The sequence below is a fragment of the Modestobacter marinus genome, from assembly GCF_011758655.1.
Classification (GTDB): Bacteria; Actinomycetota; Actinomycetes; order Mycobacteriales; family Geodermatophilaceae; genus Modestobacter; species Modestobacter marinus.
In genome coordinates, this window is the sequence record NZ_JAAMPA010000001.1 from 1,964,668 (window position 1) to 1,983,073 (window position 18,406).

The window sequence follows — 18,406 nt, forward strand, 5'->3', positions numbered from 1 at the left end:
TGTTCGGGCTCGCGACGGTCGTCAGCGGCTCGTCTTGGGGGCGAACATACGGCTGATCAGGCGGGCGACCACGTTGAGGCCCATGACCAGGATGATGAGCAACAGGGCTGCCGTCCAGGCCCGGTCGATGGCGTACTCGGGCGGGACACCCGGCTGGGTCAGCTGGTAGTACGCGTACACCGGCAGGGTGGCCATCCGGCCGTCGAACGGGTTGAAGTTGGTGGCGTTGGTGATGCCGACGGTGACCAGCAGGGGCGCGGTCTCGCCGACGACCCGGGCGATGGCCAGCGTGACGCCGGTGCCCAGACCGGCGATGGCGGTGGGGATGACCACCTTGAGGATCGTCCGCCACTTCGGCACGCCGAGCGCGTAGGCGGCCTCACGCAGCTCGTTGGGGACCAGCTTGAGGACCTCCTCGGCCGACCGGACGACGACCGGGATCATCAGCACCGACAGCGCGATGGCGCCCATGATGCCCAGCCGGATGCCCGGGCCGAAGATCAGCACGAACAGCGCGTAGGCGAACAGACCCGCGACGATGGACGGGATGCCGGTCATGACGTCGACGAAGAAGGTGATGAGGCGCTTGAGCCGGCCCTGCGCGTACTCCACCAGGTAGATGGCGGTCATCAGACCGATCGGCACCGAGATGAGCGCGGTCAGCACGGTGATGATCAGCGTGCCGAAGATGGCGTGGTAGGCACCGCCGCCCTCGCCGATGAGGCCCTGCAGGGAGGCCTGGAAGAACTCCGGGTCCAGCCGCTCGATGCCGCGCCCGACGACCTCCCAGACCAGCGCGACCAGCGGCACCATCGCGATGCCGAAGGCCGTCGTGACGACGGCGGTGACGAGGCGGTCGGTCGAGCTGCGCCGGCCCTCCTTGACGCGGGAGAGCAGGTAGACCGCGAGGGTGCCGAGGACGACCGCGTAGATGACGAACAGCACGATGTTGAAGCCGGTGAGCACGCTCAGCACGGCGGCGAGCGCGGCGCCGGCGGCGAAGGCGGCGACGAGGGCCCAGGTGGGCAGGGTGCCCTCGGAGCGCTGCGTCTCGCGGGTGGCGGGGGAGGCGCCGGTCGCCCGGGGAGGCGTCTGGGTGGTCATCAGTTCGCTCCGGAGAAGTCGGCCCGACGGTTGACGATCCAGCGCGCCAGCATGTTGACCGCCAGGGTGATGACGAACAGCACGAGGCCGCTGGCGATCAGGGTGTTCACGGCGATGCCGGTGGACTCCGGGAACTGCAGGGCGATGTTCGCCGCGATCGTCCCGGGGTTGGAGCTGCTGATCAGGTCGAAGGTGATGCCACCGCCGACGGAGAGCACGAGGGTCACCGCGAGGGTCTCGCCCAGCGCCCGGCCCAGGCCGAGCATCGAGCCGCCGATGACCCCGCTCTTGCCGTAGGGGATGACGGCCATCTTGATCATCTCCCAGCGGGTCGCGCCCAAGGCCAGCGCGGCCTCCTTGTGCAGCGTGGGCACCTGGGTGAAGACCTCGCGGGAGATGGCGCTGACGATCGGCAGGATCATGATCGCCAGCACGATGCCGGCGGTGAGCATGGTCCGGCCGGTCGCCGACGCCGGCCCGCTGAACAGCGGGATGAAGCCGAGGTTGGCCTCGAGCCACTGGTAGAAGGGCACCAGCTTCGGCGCCAGCCAGGTGATGCCCCAGAAGCCGTAGACGATGCTCGGGATCGCGGCGAGCAGGTCGACGAGGTACCCCAGGCCCATGGCCAGCCGCCGGGGGGCGAAGTGGGTGATGAACAGCGCGATCGCCACTGCCAGCGGGGCCCCGAGGACCAGCGCGATGACGGAGGCGAGGAGCGTGCCGAAGACGAGGGAGTCGACGTAGGCGAAGAGGCCCTCGCCGCCGGGGACGTCCTCGGCGGGGGCGAGCAGCGCCGGGATCGCCTCGGCGACCAGGAAGGCGGCGACCCCCGCGAGGATGACGAGGATCAGGATGCCGGAGCCCCGGGCGGCGCCGGCGAAGAGCCGGTCGCCGAACCTGCGGACGGGCTTGTCGGCGGTGGGCTCGGACGCCGTCTGGGTGGCTGTCACCGTTGCTCCGTGGGTCGTGGTCGTGGTGCGCGCGGGCCGGGGGTGGGGAGGCGGTGCTGCGGCCCGGGGCGTCGGAGGACGCCCCGGGCCGCAGCGGGATGGTGCCTGGTCAGCCGGCGGTGATCGCGTCGATCGCGGTCTGTGCCTGCTCGCGCAGACCGTCGGAGATCGGGGCGGAGCCGGCGGCCTCGGCGGCAGCCTGCTGGCCCTCCTCGCTGATCACGTAGGACATGAAGTCCGAGACCAGGTCGGCGGTCTCCTGGTCCTCGTAGGTGATGCAGCCGATGTGGTAGCTGATCAGCACGATCGGGTAGTTGCCCGACTCGGTCGTGTCGCGGGCCAGCTCGATGGCGTAGTCGTACTCGCCACGACCCTCCAGCGTCTCGGAGTTCTCCACGACCGCGGCGGCCGACTCGGCCGTCGGCTCGACGAACTCCTCGCCGACGCCGACGTTGGCCACGCCCAGGTCACCGGCCTGCGAGAGGTCGGCGTAGCCGATGGTGCCCTGGCCGGCCTGGACGGCGCTGACGACACCGGAGGTGCCCTGCGCCTGCTCGCCACCCTGCACCGGCCAGTCACCGCTGGGCTCGTAGGTCCAGACGTCCGGGGCCACCGCGGAGAGGTACTCGGTGAAGTTCTCGGTCGTGCCGGACTCGTCGGAGCGGTTGACCACGGTGATCGCCTGGTCCGGCAGCGTGGCGTCCGGGTTCGCCTCGGCGATCGCCGGGTCGTTCCAGTTGGTGATCTGCTGGGCGAAGATCCCGGCGATGACCTCCGGCGGGAGGTTCAGACCCTCGACGCCCTCGAGGTTGTAGACCACGGCGATCGGGGCGATGTAGTTCGGCAGCTCGAAGATCTCCCCGCCGGCGCAGCGCTCCTGCGCGGCGGCGAGCTCCTCGTCGTCCAGGGCGGCGTCGGAGCCGGCGAAGTTGGTGCCGCCGGCGATGAACTGCTCACGGCCACCGCCGGAGCCCACCGGGTCGTAGTTCACCGTGACGTCGGGCTGGACGCTGGAGTAGCCCGCGGTCCAGCCCTGCATGGCGGCCTGCTGGCTGCTCGCGCCGGCGCCGACGAGCGTGCCGCTGAGCTCTTCCCCGCTGTCGCCACCGGCGGCGGCGGTGCCGGCGTCGGTCTCCTCGTTGGAGGCGCCGCACGCGCTGAGGGCGAAGGTGGCGGCGAGCGCTGCGGACAGAGCCGCCGTGCGCGTCGTGGTGCTGAGCTTCAACTCAGTGGCCTTTCACTGGTGTGCCCGGACGTCGGAGCCGGGCAGCGGGAACCGAACGTCGAGGACGCTAAGCACCCCAGGTGGACGGCTCCGGGTGGAACGGTGAACGCGCAATGAACGGCATCGGATGGCTGGGTGCCCAGTGTGGGGACGTTGGCCGTCCACTGGGTGAACCCGGCCGTGGCGGGCTGGCCGTTATGGCTTCGTTACGGTATTGCGTGTCGTGGATCACGGGTGCGCAGGGTCGTCGGACGACGATCAGCCGCGGTCGGCGGGCCGCCGCCAGGAGACGTCGACGGCGTGCCGGGTGAACCCGCTCCGCTCGTACAGCGCGACGGCGGCGGTGTTGTCCTCCTCGACGTAGAGGAGGACGGCGGACAGGCCGGCGGCGCGCAGGTGGGCCAGTCCCAGGTCGGTCAGCGCCCGGCCCAGCCGCATCCCCTGCGCGTCCGGGTCGATGCCGAGGACGTAGACCTCGCCGATCGGCTCGTCGCCGACCTCGCCGGCCGGGTGCACCTTGGTCCAGTGCGAGCCCAGCAGCCGGGGCCCCTCGGGCTCCTCGCGCCAGGCGAGGAAGAACCCGGCCGGGTCGAACCACGCCTCGGCCTCGCGCAGTGCGAGGTCGCCGCGGGTCCACCGGCCCTGCTCCGGGTGCGCGGCGAACGCGCGGACGTTCACCCGCAGCCAGGCGTCCTCGTCGGTGCCCGGCCGGAACGTCGCGACCGACACGCCCGCGGGCAGCGCGACCTCGGGGGCCGGGTCGACGTCGTCCAGCGGGCGGCGCATCTGCAGCAGCACCCGCGCCCGGTCGTAGCCGCGGCGACGGGCGAGCTCGGCGGAACCGGGAAGCTCGCCGTGGGCCCACACCCGGAGCGGGCGGTCGGCGGCGAGCTCCTCGAGCCGGGCGGCCAGGGCGGTGCCCACGCCGCGGCGGCGACTGCCCGGGGCCACGACGAGCTCGGCCTCGGCCTCCGGGTCCCCGGGCGGGAGCTCCAGCCGGGCGTAGCCGAGCAGCGTGCCGGCGTCGTCCCGCGCGGTGACGTCCACGCCGCCCACCGGGCCGCCGTGCTGCAGCCGCAGCTCGGACTCCTCGGAGACCGGCCGGACCCCGTCGGCGGCCAGCGCGGCGGCGAGCAGCCCCCGCACCTCCTGCACGACCTCGGCGGGGAGCCGTTCGGCGACCTCGACCTGCACCTGGCTCAGCGGACCGTGCTCAGGACAGCGGGACGCCGCTGTCGAGCGACGCCACGTTGGCCGCGGCGGTGGCGTCGGCGACCTGCTGGTCGAGCTTGTAGCCGACGTTGCGGACGGTGCCGATCAGCGCCTCGTGCTCGGTGCCGAGCTTGGCGCGCAGCCGGCGGACGTGCACGTCGACGGTGCGGGTGCCGCCGAAGTAGTCGTAGCCCCAGATCTCCTGCAGCAGCTGGGCGCGGGAGAAGACCCGGCCCGGGTGCTGGGCGAGGTACTTGAGGAGCTCGAACTCCTTGTACGTGAGGTCGAGGGGGCGGCCGCGGAGCTTCGCCGAGTAGCTGTGCTCGTCGATCACCAGCTCGCCGGCCTTCGTCACGCCGCCCTCGGCGCCGTCGGCAGGGGTGGCGGCGGCCAGCCGGCGGGCGGAGGCCCACTTCAGCCGGGCGTCGACCTCGGCCGGGCCGGCGGTGTCGAGCACGACGTCGTCGACCCCCCAGTCGGCCGACAGTGCGACGAGGCCGCCCTCGGAGAGCACCGCGACCAGGGAGGCGGCGACGCCCGTCGAGGCCAGCAGCGAGCACAGCGTGCGGGCGGAGACGAGGTCGTGACGCGCGTCGACCAGGACGACGTCCCCGGCGTCACCGTCGAGCAGGCTGGACAGCTCGGGGGGCACGACGCGCACCTGGTGGGCCAACAGCCCCAGGGCCGGGAGGACCTCGGTGGTGGCCTGACGGGCCGAGGTCATGAGCACGAGTCGCATGTCGTCTCCTCACTGGGCGGACCCAGGCCGTCGACGGCGCTGTCGAGGTGAAGCTGCAGGATAGCGGACGTGCGTCGCCGTCATGACGATGTCGTGACGTACTGCACGGTCCGGTCGCGTGCCGGCGACACGAGGACGCCGGCGCACCCGGCGGGCCGGGTCGCCTCTGCGAGGATCACGGGGTGACGCAGGCCGCTCCGGACACCCAGCTGTCCCCGCGCGCCCATCACCTCCCGGCGGCCGGGATGGTCGTCGTGGTCACCGCGGTGGCCGTCTGGCTGCCCGCCGAGCTCGGCGACACGGGGCGGGTCGTCTCGGTGGCGCTGCTGCAGGCGGGGCTGGTCGCCGGCTGGGTGGTCGCCACCGGCATCCGCGGGTTCCTGGGCTCCCTCACCCTGGGCGGCGCCGCGGCGGTCGCGGCGGACGCGGCCATGCTCCTCCCGGCCCGCCCGCAGCTGGACTGGCTGCTGGCGGTGCTCGGCCTCGGGTTCCTGGCCGCCGTCGTCCACCAGATGACCCGCCCGGCGCCGCGCCGCTACCTGGTCGCGTCCCTGGCCGGCGTCGTCCTGCTGGTGTGCTCGGTGTCCGCGCTGGCCGTGCTGCTGGGCGTCGCCCGGCTCGAGGGCGGGCCGCGGGCACTGGAGACGGCGGTGCTGGTGGTCGGTGCCGCCCTGCTGGTCGGGCACCTGGTCGACGTCGTGCTGCCCCGCCCGGAGATCACGCCGGACGTGCCCCGTGGCCTGCTCGGCGTCGTCCTCGCCGTGCTGGCCGCCACGGGGGTGGCCCTGCTGGACCGAGCGGGCGACGCGCTGGTCGACGTCCTGTCGGCGGCCATCTACGGCGCAGCACTGGGTGGGGCGGCCGCGCTGACCGCGCTGGGCGCCTCGTACGTCGTGGCCGAGCGCGGTACGTGGAGCTGGGCGCTGCCGGTGGTGCAGGCGGTGCTCCCGCTGGCCGCCGTCGCACCCGTCGCCTACGCCCTCGCCGCGTACGGCGCCGGCTGAGCGGCAGGGGAGACTCGGGGCGTGAAGGCACTCCTGATCGCCCTGCTGCTCGCCCTCGGCCTGCTGGTCCTGGTCGACCGGGTCGGCGTCTCCGTCGCCGAGGGGCAGGTCGCTGACCAGCTGGCCGCGCGGGGTGAGCTGGCCGGGACGCCGGAGGTCGACATCACCGGGTTCCCGTTCCTCACCCAGGCGGTGTCGGGCCGGTACGACGAGGTGCGGATCAGCCTGACCGCCGAGCAGCTGGGTGAACCGGCCGGCACCCGGGCCGACGTGTCGCTGTTCGGCGTGCAGGTGCCGCTGTCCGACGTGGTCTCCGGTTCGGTCGTGGCGATCCCGGTCGAGCAGGTCGACGGGACGGCGACGCTGGCCTACGCACTGCTCGCCCGGGAACTCGGCGGCGACACGCAGCTGGCCCCCGACGGCGACCGGCTGCGGATCGAGCGCACGCTCGACCTCGCCGGCCTCATGGTCCCGGTCACCGCCCTGGGCACCGTCACCCTCGACGGGCGGGACCTGGTGGTCGACGTGGACGACGCGTCGGCGGCGGGCGTCGATGTCCCCGGCTTCGTCCTGGACCGCGCCGTCGACGTGCTCGACTTCCGCTACCCGGTGCCGGAGCTGCCCTTCGGGCTGGAGCTGACCGGCGTCGACCCCCAGGACGACGGGGTCCACGTGCGGGTGAGGGCGACCGACACGGTGCTGCAGGGCTGAGACCCGGTGCGGCGCCGCCGGTCGGTGGCGCGAGGGCGACCGCCGGAATGTGACCGGCCGGGCGCCCGTTGCCCCTGAGGTGACCACGACCACCGGCAGCGCCGACGCCACGGGCGCCCTGGCCCGGCTCGGGGTGCGTCCGGCGGAGGCGGAGCTGACCGTCGTCCAGTTCTCCACGGCCTTCTGCGGGCCGTGCCGGGCCACCCGGGCCCGGTTGCAGCGCCTGCAGGCCACCCGGCCGGGGCTGTCGTACGTGCACGTGGACGCCGAGAGCCACCTGGACGAGGTGCGGGCGCTCGACGTGCGGGCCACGCCGACGCTGATCTGGCTGGACGGTGCCGGCACGGTGGTGGCCCGCCACACCGGCGCGCCGCAGCCGGCCGAGCTGGCCGCCCTGGTGGCCGCTCACGTGAGGTCGGCACCGTGATCCGCTACCCTCGCGCCGTGGGCCCCCTGCTGACCTCGCGCCGCACAGTCGACCTGTGCCGCGTCGGCAGCTCCCGCTGTCCGGCCTGCTGAGGCCGCACCCCCGCGCCGGGGACGCCGTCCCGCGCCGCTCTCCGCACCCCCTGGCCGGCCGCCGCCGGATGTGCGCTCCGGTGGACACCGGCTCCCGGGTCCCGCACGGGATCTGCACCCGTTCCAGATCCGCCCCCGCACGACGTCCGCACCATCCGCCCCACCTGATGGAGGAACCACACCCATGAGCCGTAGCGACGTGCTCGTCACCGCCGACTGGGCCCAGGAGCACCTGGGCGACCCCGGGATCGTCTTCGTCGAGGTCGACGAGGACACCAGCGCCTACGACGGCGGCCACCTCGAGGGTGCCGTCAAGCTGGACTGGAAGACCGACCTGCAGGACCCGCTGCGCCGCGACTTCGTCGGCCGCGAGGCGTTCGAGGCGCTGCTCTCCTCGCGCGGCATCGGCAACGACGACACCGTGGTGCTCTACGGCGGCAACAACAACTGGTTCGCCGCCTACGCCTACTGGTACTTCACGCTCTACGGGCACGGTGACGTGAAGCTGATCGACGGTGGCCGCAAGAAGTGGGAGCTCGACGGTCGCCCGCTGTCCAAGGACGTCGTGGAGCGCCCGGCCACCACCTACCGCGCCAGCGAGCCGGACCTGTCGATCCGCGCCTTCCGGGACGAGGTCGTGGCCTCCATCGGCAGCAAGAACATCATCGACGTGCGCTCGCCCGACGAGTTCTCCGGCAAGATCCTCGCCCCCGCGCACCTGCCGCAGGAGCAGGCGCAGAAGGCCGGGCACGTGCCCACGGCGATGAACATCCCGTGGAGCAAGGCGGCCAACGAGGACGGCACCTTCAAGAGCGACGAGGACCTGGCCAAGCTCTACGCCGAGCAGGGCTACGACGAGAGCAAGCCGACCATCGCCTACTGCCGCATCGGCGAGCGCTCCAGCCACACCTGGTTCGTGCTGCGCGAGCTGCTCGGCAAGTCCGACGTCAAGAACTACGACGGCTCCTGGGTCGAGTACGGCTCGCTGGTCGGCGTCCCGATCGAGAAGTGAGCTGACATGTGCGGAGCCCCGAAGCAGGGCGGCAGCCTGGCCGGTGTCGACCTGAGCACCCAGACCGTCATCCAGGGATCGGTGTGGCACGACGGCGCACCGGTCGCCGGCGCGTACGTGCGGCTGCTGGACGCCACCGACGAGTTCACCGCCGAGGTGGTGACCAGCCCGGAGGGTGAGTTCCGGTTCTTCGCCGCACCGGGGCGCTGGACGCTGCGCACCCTGGCGCCGGTCGGCCGGGCCGAGCGCCCGGTCGACGCCGAGGTCGGGCTGAACGAGACGACCCTCGCGATCGACTGACGACGGCCCGCGTCACGGGTCCACCAGCGCCCGCTCCGGCTCCGGCCGGGGCGGGCGCTGTCGTCTGCCAGCCGGTCCGGCCGGTGTGGGCGGCGGTGCGCAGGAACGGCAGGACGGCGGCGGGGTAGCTGCCGGTGAAGGGCATGCTCAGCTGTCCGGCAGGCCGACGAGCCCGGCGAGGTCGCGCATGGCGTCGTCGAAGAAGGCGTCGGCGTCGGCGACCGAGCCGACGAGGTGACCGAACAGCTCGAAGCTCACCGCGCCGAACAGCGAGCTCCAGGCCAGCAGCGCCCGGGCGCGCACGGCGTCGTCCAGCGCCGGGTGGTCCCCGCCCAGCACCGGTGCGACGTCCGGGTGGACCGTGCCGGTCGACCGGCCCGTCGCGGGCGGCAACAGACCGGCCCGGGCGGCGTCCCCGAGCACCCGGCCCAGCACCGCGCCGACCCGGACGGCCGCCGGGACGGTGTCCTGGGGAGCCCGGTAGCCGGGCACCGGCGAGCCGTAGAGCAGCGCGTACTCGTGCGGGTGGGCCAGGGCCCAGCGGCGCACCGCCCGGCAGACCGCGAGCCACCGCGTCATCGGCGCAGCGGTGGGGTCGTCAGCCCGTTCGGCCGCCTCACCCAGGGAGTCGTACCCGTCGATGATCAGCCGGGTGAGCAGCTCGTCGCGGCTGGGGAAGTAGCGGTACACGGCGGAGGAGGCCATGCCCAGCTCCCGGGCGACGGCCCGGAGCGAGAGCCCGGCGGCGCCCACGGTGGCCAGCTGCTCCCGGGCGAGGTCGGTGATCTCCGCGGTGAGCTCGGCGCGGGCGCGCTCGCGGGCGGTGGTGGGCGGCACCGGAGCAGCGTGCCAGTCGAGAGCGGTGCACGCAACAGAGAGCACTGCTCTTGACAGATGTGTCGCCCGCGAGCACGCTGACCGCGTCCGAGAGCAGTGCTCTCCCTGTGTGTCGAGGAGTACGAGATGGCGCGTCACGTGGTGGTCGGCAAGGGCCCGGTGGGGTCGACGACGGCGCGGCTGCTGGCCGAGCAGGGGCACGAGGTGCTCGTGCTCTCCCGTAGCGGCGGCACGAGCACCGACCGGGTGGAGCACCGGGCCGTCGACGCGGCCGACGCCGAGGCGCTGACCCGCGCCGTCGGCCGGGCCGACCTGCTCTACAACGCGGTCAACCCCCCGGACTACACCACCTGGAGCCGCGACTGGCCGCCGCTGGCGGCGGCTCTGCTCACCGCGGCCGAGCGTTCCGGCGCCGGGCTCGTGGTCATGGGCAACCTCTACGGCTACGGCCGCCCGTCGGGCCCCCTGACGCCGCAGAGCCCCCTGGCCGCCACGGACGAGAAGGGGCGGCTGCGCGCGCAGCTGTGGACCGACGCGCTCGCCGCGCACCAGGCCGGTCGGCTCCGGGTCACCGAGGCCCGCGCCTCGGACTTCGTCGGCCCGGGCATCCCGCCCGCCCAGTCGCACCTGGTCCGCCAGCTGGAGACCCTGCGGCGCGGCCGGCGGGCCTGGGTGGTCGGTGACCCCGACGTCCGGCACAGCTGGACCCACGTGCCCGACGCCGCGGCCACGCTGATCGCGCTGGGCGCCGACGACCGGTCCTGGGGCCGGGCCTGGCACGTGCCCAGCCCGGCGCCCCGCTCGCAGCGGCAGGCGCTGACCGACCTGGCCCGGGCGATGGGCGCACCGCCGGCCAGGGTCAGCGGCATCCCCTGGCCGGTGCTGCGGGCTGCCGGGCTCGCCGTCCCGCTGATGCGCGAGGTCGGGGCGATCCGGCACCAGTGGGACCAGGAGTTCGTCCTGGACGCGTCCGAGACCACCGCGGTGTTCGGGCTGGCCGCGACGCCGTGGGACGACGTCGTCCGCAGCACCGTCGCGGCGGTTCAGCCGGGGACGTCGGCCGGCTCGGGGAGCAGCGCGGAGGCCGGGACCGGCCGGCTGAAGAAGTAGCCCTGGGCCTGGTCGGCGCCCAGTGCGCGGAGGGCGTCGCGCTCGGCGGCGGTCTCCACACCCTCCGCGACGGCGACCAGGCCCATCGCGTGGGCGAGGTGCACGCAGCTGGCGACGATCGCGTGGTCGCCGGCGTCGGTGGTCATCCCGGTGACGAAGGACCGGTCGATCTTCAGCTCGTCGACCGGGAACCGCTTGAGGTAGGTGAAGCTGGAGAAGCCGGTGCCGAAGTCGTCCACGGCCAGCAGGACACCCAGCGCCTTGAGCGCCTGGAGCGAGGCGAGGGCGGCGTCCGGGTCGGTCATCAGCGCCGTCTCGGTGATCTCCAGGACCAGTCGGGACGCCGGCAGCCCGGCGCGGGCCAGGGTGCGGGCCACCAGGGGCACGAGGTCGGGGTCGGCGAGCTGACGGGCGGAGAGGTTGACCGCCGTCTGCAGGCCCGCCGGTCCGCCGGCCGCGTCCCAGCGGACGGCCTGCTCGACGGCCTCGGTCAGCACCCAGGCACCCAGCTCCCGGATGATCCCGGACTGCTCCGCGGCGTCGATGAACGCGGCGGGCTGGAGCAGTCCCCGGGTCGGGTGCTGCCAGCGGACCAGCGCCTCGACGCCGCTCAGCTGCCCGGTCGGCAGGTGCTGCCGGGGCTGGTAGTGCACCCGCAGCTCGCCCTCGCGGATGCCGCTGCGCAGCTGCTCCAGCAGCAGGAGCCGGTCGGCGCCGGGGTCGCTGTCCCCGGGGCGGTGGGCGGTCCAGTGCCCGCTGCCCTGGGCCTTCGCCCGGTACATGGCGTGGTCGGCCCGGCGCAGCAGCAGCTCGGGGAGCCCGGCCGCATCCGCCTCGGCCACCGGCACCTCGGCGGAGCAGACCCCGACGCTCGCGGTGACGACGACCTCCACGCCCTGCAGCACCACCGGCTCGGCGAGCAGGTCGATCAACCGCTCGGCGACCCGGGCCGCGCCGGAGGGGGCGACGTCGTCGAGGACGACGAACTCGTCGCCGGCGAAGCGCGCGACGTCCGCGCCGGCGCGGGAGGCGCAGCGGATGCGGCGCGCGACCACCTGCAGCAGCTCGTCACCGCTTGCGTGCCCGAGGGCGTCGTTGACCGTCTTGAAGCCGTCGAGGTCGACGAACAGCACGGTCGGCACCGCGCCGTCCCCCCGGTCGGTGCGGGCCTCACCGAGCCGGCCGCGCAGGGCCCGGAGCAGCCCGGGGCGGTTGAGCAGCCCGGTGAGCGCGTCGTGGTGGACCAGTTCGGTGAGCTCGGCCTCGGCCTCGGTGATCCGGGCCTCGGACTCCTCGGCCCGCCGGCGCGCGGCCAGCAGCTCCTCCTCGTACCGGCGGCGCTGCTGGGCGTCGACCAGCACGATCTGCGTCTCCGGCCCCTCCGGCCCGTCGGCGCGGGTGGCGCTGAGCAGGGCCGGGTGCCGCGCCCCGTCGGGTCCCAGGACCTGGACGGAGGCCTCGGCGATCCGGCCGCTGACCATCAGCTGGGGGAGGGAGTGCGTCGTGTAGAGCACCCGGTCGCCGATGGGCAGCAGTCTCGCGAACGGGGTGCCCAGCAGGTCCGCGGCGATGTGCCCGGTCCAGTCGGTGAAGGTCGCGTTGACCGCGGTGACCAGGCCGTCGTCGTCGAGCAGCAGGTGCCCGCCGGGGGCGTGCTGCCAGAGCTCGGCGTAGTCGCGCATCACCGGGGGAGGAGGTGGGCGCGGATGGCCGCGGCCGTCTCCTCGGGTGCGCTGATGTGCGGGCAGTGCCCGATGGCCTCCAGCTGCACCAGCGTGGAGCCGGCGAGGTGGGTGTGCAGGTGGTCGCCCACCGACGGCGGCACCATCGCGTCGGCCCGGCTCTGCAGGATGACCGTGGGTGTGGCGACCTGGGGCAGCAGGGGGCGGAAGTCGGTGGCGAACATGGTCCCGAGCAGTTGTCGGGCGATGTCGGGGTCGACCCGGCAGAAGCTCGCGGTGAGCCGGTCGCCGTGCTCCGGGTCGTCCGGGGTGCCCATGATCACCGGGGCCATCGCCTCGGCCCAGGTGAAGTAGTTGCTGTCCAGCGCGCCGGCCACCTCGGCCATGTCGGCGGTGGAGAAGCCGCCGTCGTAACCGGCAGCCGGGTCCTGCAGGAAGTAGGGGGACGCCGCCACCAGCACGAGCTGCCGGAAGCGCCCGGGCTCTCGCACCGCGGCCAGCAGCGCCATCATCGTGCTGACGCTGTGCGCGACGAGCGTGACGTCGTGCAGGTCCAGCTCGGCGCAGATGGCGAGCATGTCGTCGGCGTGCCCGTCCAGCGTGGCGTAGCGGACCGGGTCGTAGGCCGCGACGTCGGACCGGCCGTACCCCATCAGGTCGTGGCGGACGACCCGGTGGTCCGCGCGCAGGTGCGGCAGGACGCCGTCCCACATCCCCTGGTCGCAGCCGAAACCGTGCGCCAGCAGCAGGACCGGCCCGTCCGGGTCGCCCGTGCTGGTCACGTGCAGCCGCTGCGCCACCGGTCCGGTCAGGACATCGGTCGGCCCCATGGCCACCTCCATCGACATGCCGTCACCTCGAACTGATCGCGGATCCGCGGTGTTCGAGATCCGTCGTGCACTCCCTACTTCGACGGGACGGCGCGCCTGCTTGAGCGGAACGGGCGGACGCCGCCGGTCTTCCTCCCGTCGGGTGAGGGCGCCCCGCTCCCGGTGCGCACCGGCCCCCCGGATTACCGTGACGGCATGGGTCTGTTCTCCGCCTGGGTGCTCATCACCCTCGTCGCGCTGGTCGCGCTGGGCTTCGCCGCCTCGGCGTGGCGGGTCGCCCGTGCCGAGCGACCGGGGCGCGCCCGATGAGCGCCCCCGTCCCGCCCGGCCTCCCGAACGGGCCGGTCGCCGGCCCGACCGAGCTGCCGGTGCCCGACACCGTCGACGTCCGCGAGGGGCCCGAGGTGGCCCACGAGCTGCTGTCGGTGCTGCCGCTGCTCGGCGAGTGGCACGGGGAGGGGCAGGCCGCCGGCACCGAGGGCGACCACCGCTTCGGGCAGTGGGTCCGCTTCGCCCACGACGGGCGCGGCTTCCTCAGCTACGAGTCGCGCACGTGGCGGCTCACCGACGACGGCCAGGTCGCCGGCCCGGACCAGCGGGAGTCCGGCTTCTGGCGGCCCCGCGGCGAGGAGGAGGTGGAGCTGCTGGTCAGCTCGCCGGCCGGCCTCGTCGAGATCTACGTCGGCACGGCCCGGACGACGACCAGCTGGGAGCTGGACAGCGACGTCCTGGCCCGCACCCCCGACCACCCCGACACCAGCCGGGCCAAGCGGCTGTACGGCATCGTCGACGGCGCCCTGCTCTACGCCGTCGACCGGGCGGCGGGCGACGAGCCCCTGCGCCCCACCATGTCCGCCCGCCTGGAGAGGATCCGCTGAGCACCGTGACGCAGCCCGCCACCACCCCCCGTCAGGTCGCCGACCGCTACGTCGACGCGGTCTGTGACCTGGACCCGATCGTCGCCACCCAGCTGGGCACCCGCCCCGGGGACGACCGGCTGCCCGACACCAGCCCGACCGGGCTGGCCGCCGAGGCCGAGCTGATCCGGACCACGCTCGCCGAGCTGGACGCGGTGCTGGCCGCGGACCCGTCGCTGGACGACGACCCGGTGGAGCGCCGCTGCGCGCGGCTGCTGCGGGAGCGGCTCACGGCTGCGCTGGACCTGCACGAGGCCGGCGAGGACCTGCGGGCGGTGTCCAACCTGTTCTCCCCGGTCCACTCCATCCGGCAGGTCTTCTCGATGATGCCGACCCGGACGCCGGAGGACTGGGCGGTGCTGGCCCGCCGGCTCGCCCGGGTCCCGGCGGCCTACCGCGGCTACCGCGAGTCGCTGAGCGCCGGGGCCGCGCGGGGCCTGTTCGCCGCGCCCCGCCAGGTGCACACCGTCGTCGGGCAGCTCGACGAGTGGCTGTCCGGCCCCTACTTCGCCGGCCTGGTCGCCGCCGGCCCCGACGAGCTGCGCGCCGAGCTGGACGCCGCCGCCGCGGCTGCCGACGGCGCCGTCGCCGCCGTCCGTGACTTCCTCCGGGACACCTACGCCCCGCAGGCCGAGGGCACCCCGGACGCGGTGGGCCGCGAGCGGTACGCCCGGTTCGCCCGGTCGTGGAACGGCTCGGACCTCGGCGCGGGCCGCGGCCTGGAGGAGGCCTACGCCTGGGGCTGGGCCGAGCACCAGCGGATCCTGGCCGAGCAACGCACCGAGGCGGAGAGGGCGCTCCCCGGGGCGACGCCCATGGAGGCGATGCGCTGGCTGAGCGAGCACGGCGAGGCCGTCGAGGGCGTGGAGCCGGTCCGGCTGCGGCTGCAGGCGATGATGGACACCGCGATCGAGGCCCTCGACGGGGTGCACTTCGACATCGCCGGCCCGGTGCGCCAGGTCGAGGCGATGATCGCCCCGCCGGGCAGCGCAGCGGCGCCGTACTACACCCGGCCCACCCAGGACTTCTCCCGGCCCGGGCGCACCTGGCTGCCGACGCTGGGCCGGGAGCGCTTCCCGCTGTGGGACCTGGTCTCGACCTGGTACCACGAGGGCGTCCCCGGTCACCACCTGCAGCTGGCGCAGTGGGCGTACGTCTCCGGCGACCTGTCCTCCTACCAGACCTCGCTGGGGTCGGTCGGTGCCAACGTCGAGGGCTGGGCGCTCTACGCCGAGCGGCTGATGGACGAGCTGGGTTTCCTGACCGACCCGGGTGCGCGGCTGGGCTACCTGGACGCGCAGCAGATGCGCGCCGTGCGGGTGGTCGTCGACATCGGAATGCACCTGGAGCTGCCGATCCCCGACGACGCCGAGGGCGCGGTCGCCGCGCACCGCGGCGAGCCGTGGACGCCGGAGCTGGCGCGCGCCTTCTTCGGGGAGAACTGCGGCCGGGACGCCGACTTCCTGGACAGCGAGCTGGTCCGCTACCTGGGCATGCCCGGGCAGGCGATCAGCTACAAGCTGGGGGAGCGGGCCTGGCTGGCCGGCCGGGCGGCCGCCCAGCAGGCGCGGGGCGCCGACTTCGACCTGAAGGCATGGCACATGGCCGCCCTCTCCCAGGGCAGCCTCGGCCTCGACGACCTGGCCGCCGAACTCGCCCAGCTCTAGGAAGCGACGCCTCTCGCGCACGCCTGCGGTGACGCTCAGGACCACCAAAATGGCCATTTTGGTGGTCCTGAGGGGCGCGGTCAGAGGTCGGGGGCGTCGGGTGGGGTCGGGTTGACCTGGTCGGCGTCCCAGGTGGTGCGCTGGCCGGGCGCCGCGGGGAGGACCTCCAGGCCCTCGGCGTCGAACAGCTCGGCGAGGCAGGCGGCGCTGCCCCCGACGTAGGTGCTGACCAGGTCGATGTCGGTCACCACGCACCAGGCGCGGTCGGCCGGCCACCACAGGTTGGCGCTCTGCTCGAACGGCTCGGCGGCCATGTTCTGCGCGGCCAGCTCGATCGGCCCGTTGATCAGCCAGTACTCGCGGTCGGGCAGGCTCAGCGTCGGGTGGTCGGTGAGGACGGCGCCGCCCTGGGCCACCGCGTACCAGCAGACGTCGGGGGTCGTCGTCCAGCGGGACAGCACCGCGACCAGGCGTTCGGCGACCGGTGCGGGCAGGTGGCCGCGGGCGGGGGCGCCGTGCCACAGCGGCGACTGGTCGTCGTTCTCGAAGTACTCCATCGCGCCGGTCACCGAACCCCACTGCATCAGCGGGTGCACGGTGGTGCCGTTGGCGGCTGCGACGGAGGCCCAGGGCACCTCGACGTCGTCGTCCCCCACGTACCGGACGGCCGGGTGGAGGACCCGGGCCACGGCCTCGAAGGAGGAGGGGACCAGCGCGGCCACGGTGCAGGGCGGGGCGGCCGCGGCGGACTCGGCCAGCCAGATGCCGGCGGAGGTGTCCAGGGCGACGGAGCGGCCGGTGAACTGCACGCGGCGACAACTCCCCCCGACAAACGGACAACCCCCGGGCTGCTCCGCGGCGCTGGACCCACCGTGGTGGGGAGCGGCTCGCGGGCCGACTGGACAACGTCGGCAGCCCGAGGGTCGGGTGACTGTCCGGTTCTCGCCTGCCGCCATCGACGGACGGGCGGGAGTGCCGTCGCTCAGCTCCCGTGGGTCTTCCACGAGCGCTGGGCGGGCGGCCCATCTGGAGTGCGGCTAGCGGACAGCCACCTCACGTGTCCTGTAAGTCATCAACTTCGGGACCACCTCCTCTCTCGTGTGCCACGACGGTACGACGCGGAGGAGGGCTCGGCAACGACCTTTTCCGAGGTGTCGGCGGCCGGGTCCGCTCAGGTGTCGGACGACGGGCCGGTCGTGCGCCCGGGCGGCGGTGCGCCCTTCCAGTCGGGGTCGTGGGTGGCCGCGTCGTCGACCGTGCGGACTTCCCGCCCGTCCTTGGTCTGGTAGACGTCGGGCACGCCGTCCTGGTCGCGGTCCTCAGTCTCGATCTCGGCGATCCGGCGGTACCGGCGGTCGCGCGTCTTGAGCAGGATCGAGGCCAGCAGGGCCGCGGTCAGGGTGCCGACGAGGACGCCGACCTTCACGTGCTCGTCGCGCAGCGAGCCCTCGCCGTAGGCGAGCGCGCCGATGAGCAGGGAGACGGTGAACCCGATGCCGGCGAGCATCGCCAGGCCGATGACGTCGGGCCAGCCCAGCGACTCGTCCAGCTGGGCACGGGTGAAGCGGGAGACCAGCCAGGTGGCGCCGGCGATGCCGATCGTCTTGCCGGCCACCAGGCCCACGACGATGCCGATGGCGACCGGGTCCGACAGCGACTCGACCAGGCCGGACAGGCCGCCGATGGTGACGCCGGCGGCGAAGAAGGCGAACACCGGGACGGCGAACCCGGCGGAGATCGGGCGGATGCGGTGCTCGAAGTGCTCGGCCAGGCCCGGTCCGGCGTCCGGACCGCCGGCGGCCTGGCTGCGGATGACCGGCACGGTGAAGGCGAGCAGCACCCCGGCGACGGTGGCGTGCACCCCGGACTCGTGCACCAGCACCCAGGTGATCACGGCGAGCGGGATGAGCAGCCACCAGTGGCGGATCCGCTTCTGCACCAGGAACCCGAAGACGGCGAGCGGGACCAGCGAGAGCAGCAGCGGCGTGACCGCCAGCTCGGAGGTGTAGAAGATCGCGATGACCGTGATCGCCAGCAGGTCGTCGACCACGGCCAGGGTCAGCAGGAAGGTGCGCAGCGCGGTGGGCAGGTGGGTGCTGATCACCGCGAGGACGGCGAGCGCGAAGGCGATGTCGGTGGCCGTGGGGATCGCCCAGCCGCGCAGCGCGCCGTCGCCGGTGCCCAGGTTCAGAAGCACGAACAGCACGGCCGGGACCACCATGCCGCCCACCGCGGCGGCGACCGGGAGGGCCGCCCGCCGGGGGTCGCGCAGGTCGCCGGCGACGAACTCGCGCTTGAGCTCGAGGCCGACCACGAAGAAGAAGATCGCCAGCAGCCCGTCGGCCGCCCAGGTGCCGAGGGTGAGGTCCAGGTGCAGCGACTCGGGGCCGACCCGGGTGTCCCGGAGCGACTCGTAGGACTCCGCCCAGGGTGAGTTCGCCCAGATCAGAGCGATCACCGTGCCCACCAGCAGCAGGGCCCCGCCGATGGTCTCCTTGCGGAGGATCGCGGCGATGCGCGTGGCCTCTGGGTAGGACCCCCGGCTGAACAGGCGGGTGGGTGTGGTCACGTGGCGGCTCCGATGTGC

General features: G+C 73.9%; 18 protein-coding genes. 8 read left to right on the forward strand and 10 right to left on the reverse strand.

Translation table 11 applies throughout. The features are described 5' to 3' along the window. Nucleotides 1-21: 21 nt before the first annotated feature. The 5 genes from pstA to FB380_RS09325 form a co-directional block, all read right to left on the reverse strand. Nucleotides 22-1,104: a phosphate ABC transporter permease PstA gene (gene pstA, locus FB380_RS09305; RefSeq protein WP_166754820.1), complete on the reverse strand. Its 1,083-nt coding sequence runs from the start codon at nt 1,102-1,104 to the stop codon at nt 22-24. After that, nucleotides 1,104-2,054 (reverse strand): phosphate ABC transporter permease subunit PstC, encoded by a 951-nt coding sequence (gene pstC / locus FB380_RS09310; RefSeq protein WP_166754821.1) that lies wholly within the window; start codon nt 2,052-2,054, stop codon nt 1,104-1,106. Before pstC ends, pstA begins: the two co-directional genes overlap by 1 nt. Nucleotides 2,055-2,163: 109 nt before the next feature. After that, a complete protein-coding gene (gene pstS / locus FB380_RS09315) occupies nt 2,164-3,279 on the reverse strand; it encodes a phosphate ABC transporter substrate-binding protein PstS (protein WP_166754822.1) in 1,116 nt (371 codons plus the stop codon). A gap of 258 nt (nt 3,280-3,537) precedes the next feature. Then, nucleotides 3,538-4,473, reverse strand: a complete 936-nt coding sequence (gene mshD / locus FB380_RS09320) for a mycothiol synthase (RefSeq protein WP_188959500.1) — start codon at nt 4,471-4,473, stop codon at nt 3,538-3,540. 19 nt (nt 4,474-4,492) lie between these two features. Further along, the gene (locus FB380_RS09325; RefSeq protein WP_166754823.1) at nt 4,493-5,230 is read right to left on the reverse strand and encodes a winged helix-turn-helix transcriptional regulator; all 738 of its coding nucleotides are present in this window, start codon (nt 5,228-5,230) and stop codon (nt 4,493-4,495) included. Between the two features lie 182 nt (nt 5,231-5,412). Here FB380_RS09325 and FB380_RS09330 point away from each other — a divergent pair, with 182 nt between their 5' ends. From FB380_RS09330 to FB380_RS09350, 5 genes are all read left to right on the forward strand, one after another. Beyond that, nucleotides 5,413-6,234 (forward strand): hypothetical protein, encoded by an 822-nt coding sequence (locus FB380_RS09330; protein ID WP_166754824.1) that lies wholly within the window; start codon nt 5,413-5,415, stop codon nt 6,232-6,234. A 21-nt stretch (nt 6,235-6,255) separates the two neighbouring features. Further along, nucleotides 6,256-6,945 (forward strand): LmeA family phospholipid-binding protein, encoded by a 690-nt coding sequence (locus FB380_RS09335; protein WP_166754825.1) that lies wholly within the window; start codon nt 6,256-6,258, stop codon nt 6,943-6,945. 79 nt (nt 6,946-7,024) lie between these two features. Beyond that, the gene (locus FB380_RS09340) at nt 7,025-7,372 is read left to right on the forward strand and encodes a TlpA family protein disulfide reductase (protein ID WP_229681849.1); all 348 of its coding nucleotides are present in this window, start codon (nt 7,025-7,027) and stop codon (nt 7,370-7,372) included. A gap of 276 nt (nt 7,373-7,648) precedes the next feature. Next, nucleotides 7,649-8,476: a sulfurtransferase gene (locus FB380_RS09345; RefSeq protein WP_166754826.1), complete on the forward strand. Its 828-nt coding sequence runs from the start codon at nt 7,649-7,651 to the stop codon at nt 8,474-8,476. A gap of 6 nt (nt 8,477-8,482) precedes the next feature. Further along, nucleotides 8,483-8,776: a DUF1416 domain-containing protein gene (locus FB380_RS09350; RefSeq protein ID WP_166754827.1), complete on the forward strand. Its 294-nt coding sequence runs from the start codon at nt 8,483-8,485 to the stop codon at nt 8,774-8,776. Between the two features lie 147 nt (nt 8,777-8,923). Here FB380_RS09350 and FB380_RS09355 read toward each other — a convergent pair whose 3' ends face one another. After that, nucleotides 8,924-9,613: a TetR/AcrR family transcriptional regulator gene (locus FB380_RS09355; protein WP_166754828.1), complete on the reverse strand. Its 690-nt coding sequence runs from the start codon at nt 9,611-9,613 to the stop codon at nt 8,924-8,926. Nucleotides 9,614-9,739: 126 nt separating this feature from the next. On the opposite strand from FB380_RS09355, the gene FB380_RS09360 reads away from it, so the two are divergent. After that, nucleotides 9,740-10,723 (forward strand): NAD-dependent epimerase/dehydratase family protein, encoded by a 984-nt coding sequence (locus FB380_RS09360; RefSeq protein WP_166754829.1) that lies wholly within the window; start codon nt 9,740-9,742, stop codon nt 10,721-10,723. On the opposite strand, the gene FB380_RS09365 is transcribed toward FB380_RS09360, so the two are convergent. Next, nucleotides 10,657-12,405 (reverse strand): putative bifunctional diguanylate cyclase/phosphodiesterase, encoded by a 1,749-nt coding sequence (locus FB380_RS09365; protein WP_166756182.1) that lies wholly within the window; start codon nt 12,403-12,405, stop codon nt 10,657-10,659. The genes FB380_RS09360 and FB380_RS09365 overlap by 67 nt on opposite strands. After that, nucleotides 12,405-13,253, reverse strand: coding sequence for an alpha/beta fold hydrolase (locus FB380_RS09370; protein WP_166754830.1), 849 nt, complete (start codon nt 13,251-13,253; stop codon nt 12,405-12,407). The genes FB380_RS09365 and FB380_RS09370 overlap by 1 nt, the downstream gene beginning before the upstream one ends. 287 nt (nt 13,254-13,540) lie before the next feature. Here FB380_RS09370 and FB380_RS09375 point away from each other — a divergent pair, with 287 nt between their 5' ends. Together FB380_RS09375 and FB380_RS09380 are read left to right on the forward strand one after the other, a co-directional pair. Then, on the forward strand, nt 13,541-14,113 hold the full coding sequence (locus FB380_RS09375) for a heme-binding beta-barrel domain-containing protein (protein ID WP_166754831.1): 573 nt from the start codon (nt 13,541-13,543) through the stop codon (nt 14,111-14,113). A 5-nt stretch (nt 14,114-14,118) separates the two neighbouring features. Next, complete coding sequence (locus FB380_RS09380; protein ID WP_229681850.1) at nt 14,119-15,819, forward strand: DUF885 domain-containing protein; 1,701 nt, start codon at nt 14,119-14,121, stop codon at nt 15,817-15,819. Between the two features lie 80 nt (nt 15,820-15,899). Here the strand turns inward: FB380_RS09380 and FB380_RS09385 are convergent, their stop codons facing one another. Continuing rightward, entirely contained in the window at nt 15,900-16,628 is a 729-nt protein-coding gene (locus FB380_RS09385; protein WP_188959501.1) for a hypothetical protein, read from the reverse strand. Between the two features lie 362 nt (nt 16,629-16,990). Beyond that, nucleotides 16,991-18,388, reverse strand: coding sequence for a Na+/H+ antiporter NhaA (gene nhaA / locus FB380_RS09390; protein ID WP_166754832.1), 1,398 nt, complete (start codon nt 18,386-18,388; stop codon nt 16,991-16,993). Between the last annotated feature and the right edge of the window lie 18 nt (nt 18,389-18,406).

What these genes read in the sequence shown, in the direction of transcription:
- FB380_RS09345 (WP_166754826.1), top strand. Translation starts at nt 7,649, where the DNA reads ATGAGCCGTAGCGACGTGCTCGTCACCGCCGACTGGGCCCAGGAGCAC.
- FB380_RS09360 (WP_166754829.1), top strand. Translation starts at nt 9,740, where the DNA reads ATGGCGCGTCACGTGGTGGTCGGCAAGGGCCCGGTGGGGTCGACGACG.
- FB380_RS09370 (WP_166754830.1), bottom strand. Translation starts at nt 13,253, where the DNA reads ATGTCGATGGAGGTGGCCATGGGGCCGACCGATGTCCTGACCGGACCG.
- FB380_RS09365 (WP_166756182.1), bottom strand. Translation starts at nt 12,405, where the DNA reads ATGCGCGACTACGCCGAGCTCTGGCAGCACGCCCCCGGCGGGCACCTG.
- FB380_RS09375 (WP_166754831.1), top strand. Translation starts at nt 13,541, where the DNA reads ATGAGCGCCCCCGTCCCGCCCGGCCTCCCGAACGGGCCGGTCGCCGGC.
- FB380_RS09350 (WP_166754827.1), top strand. Translation starts at nt 8,483, where the DNA reads ATGTGCGGAGCCCCGAAGCAGGGCGGCAGCCTGGCCGGTGTCGACCTG.
- FB380_RS09325 (WP_166754823.1), bottom strand. Translation starts at nt 5,230, where the DNA reads ATGCGACTCGTGCTCATGACCTCGGCCCGTCAGGCCACCACCGAGGTC.
- pstA (WP_166754820.1), bottom strand. Translation starts at nt 1,104, where the DNA reads ATGACCACCCAGACGCCTCCCCGGGCGACCGGCGCCTCCCCCGCCACC.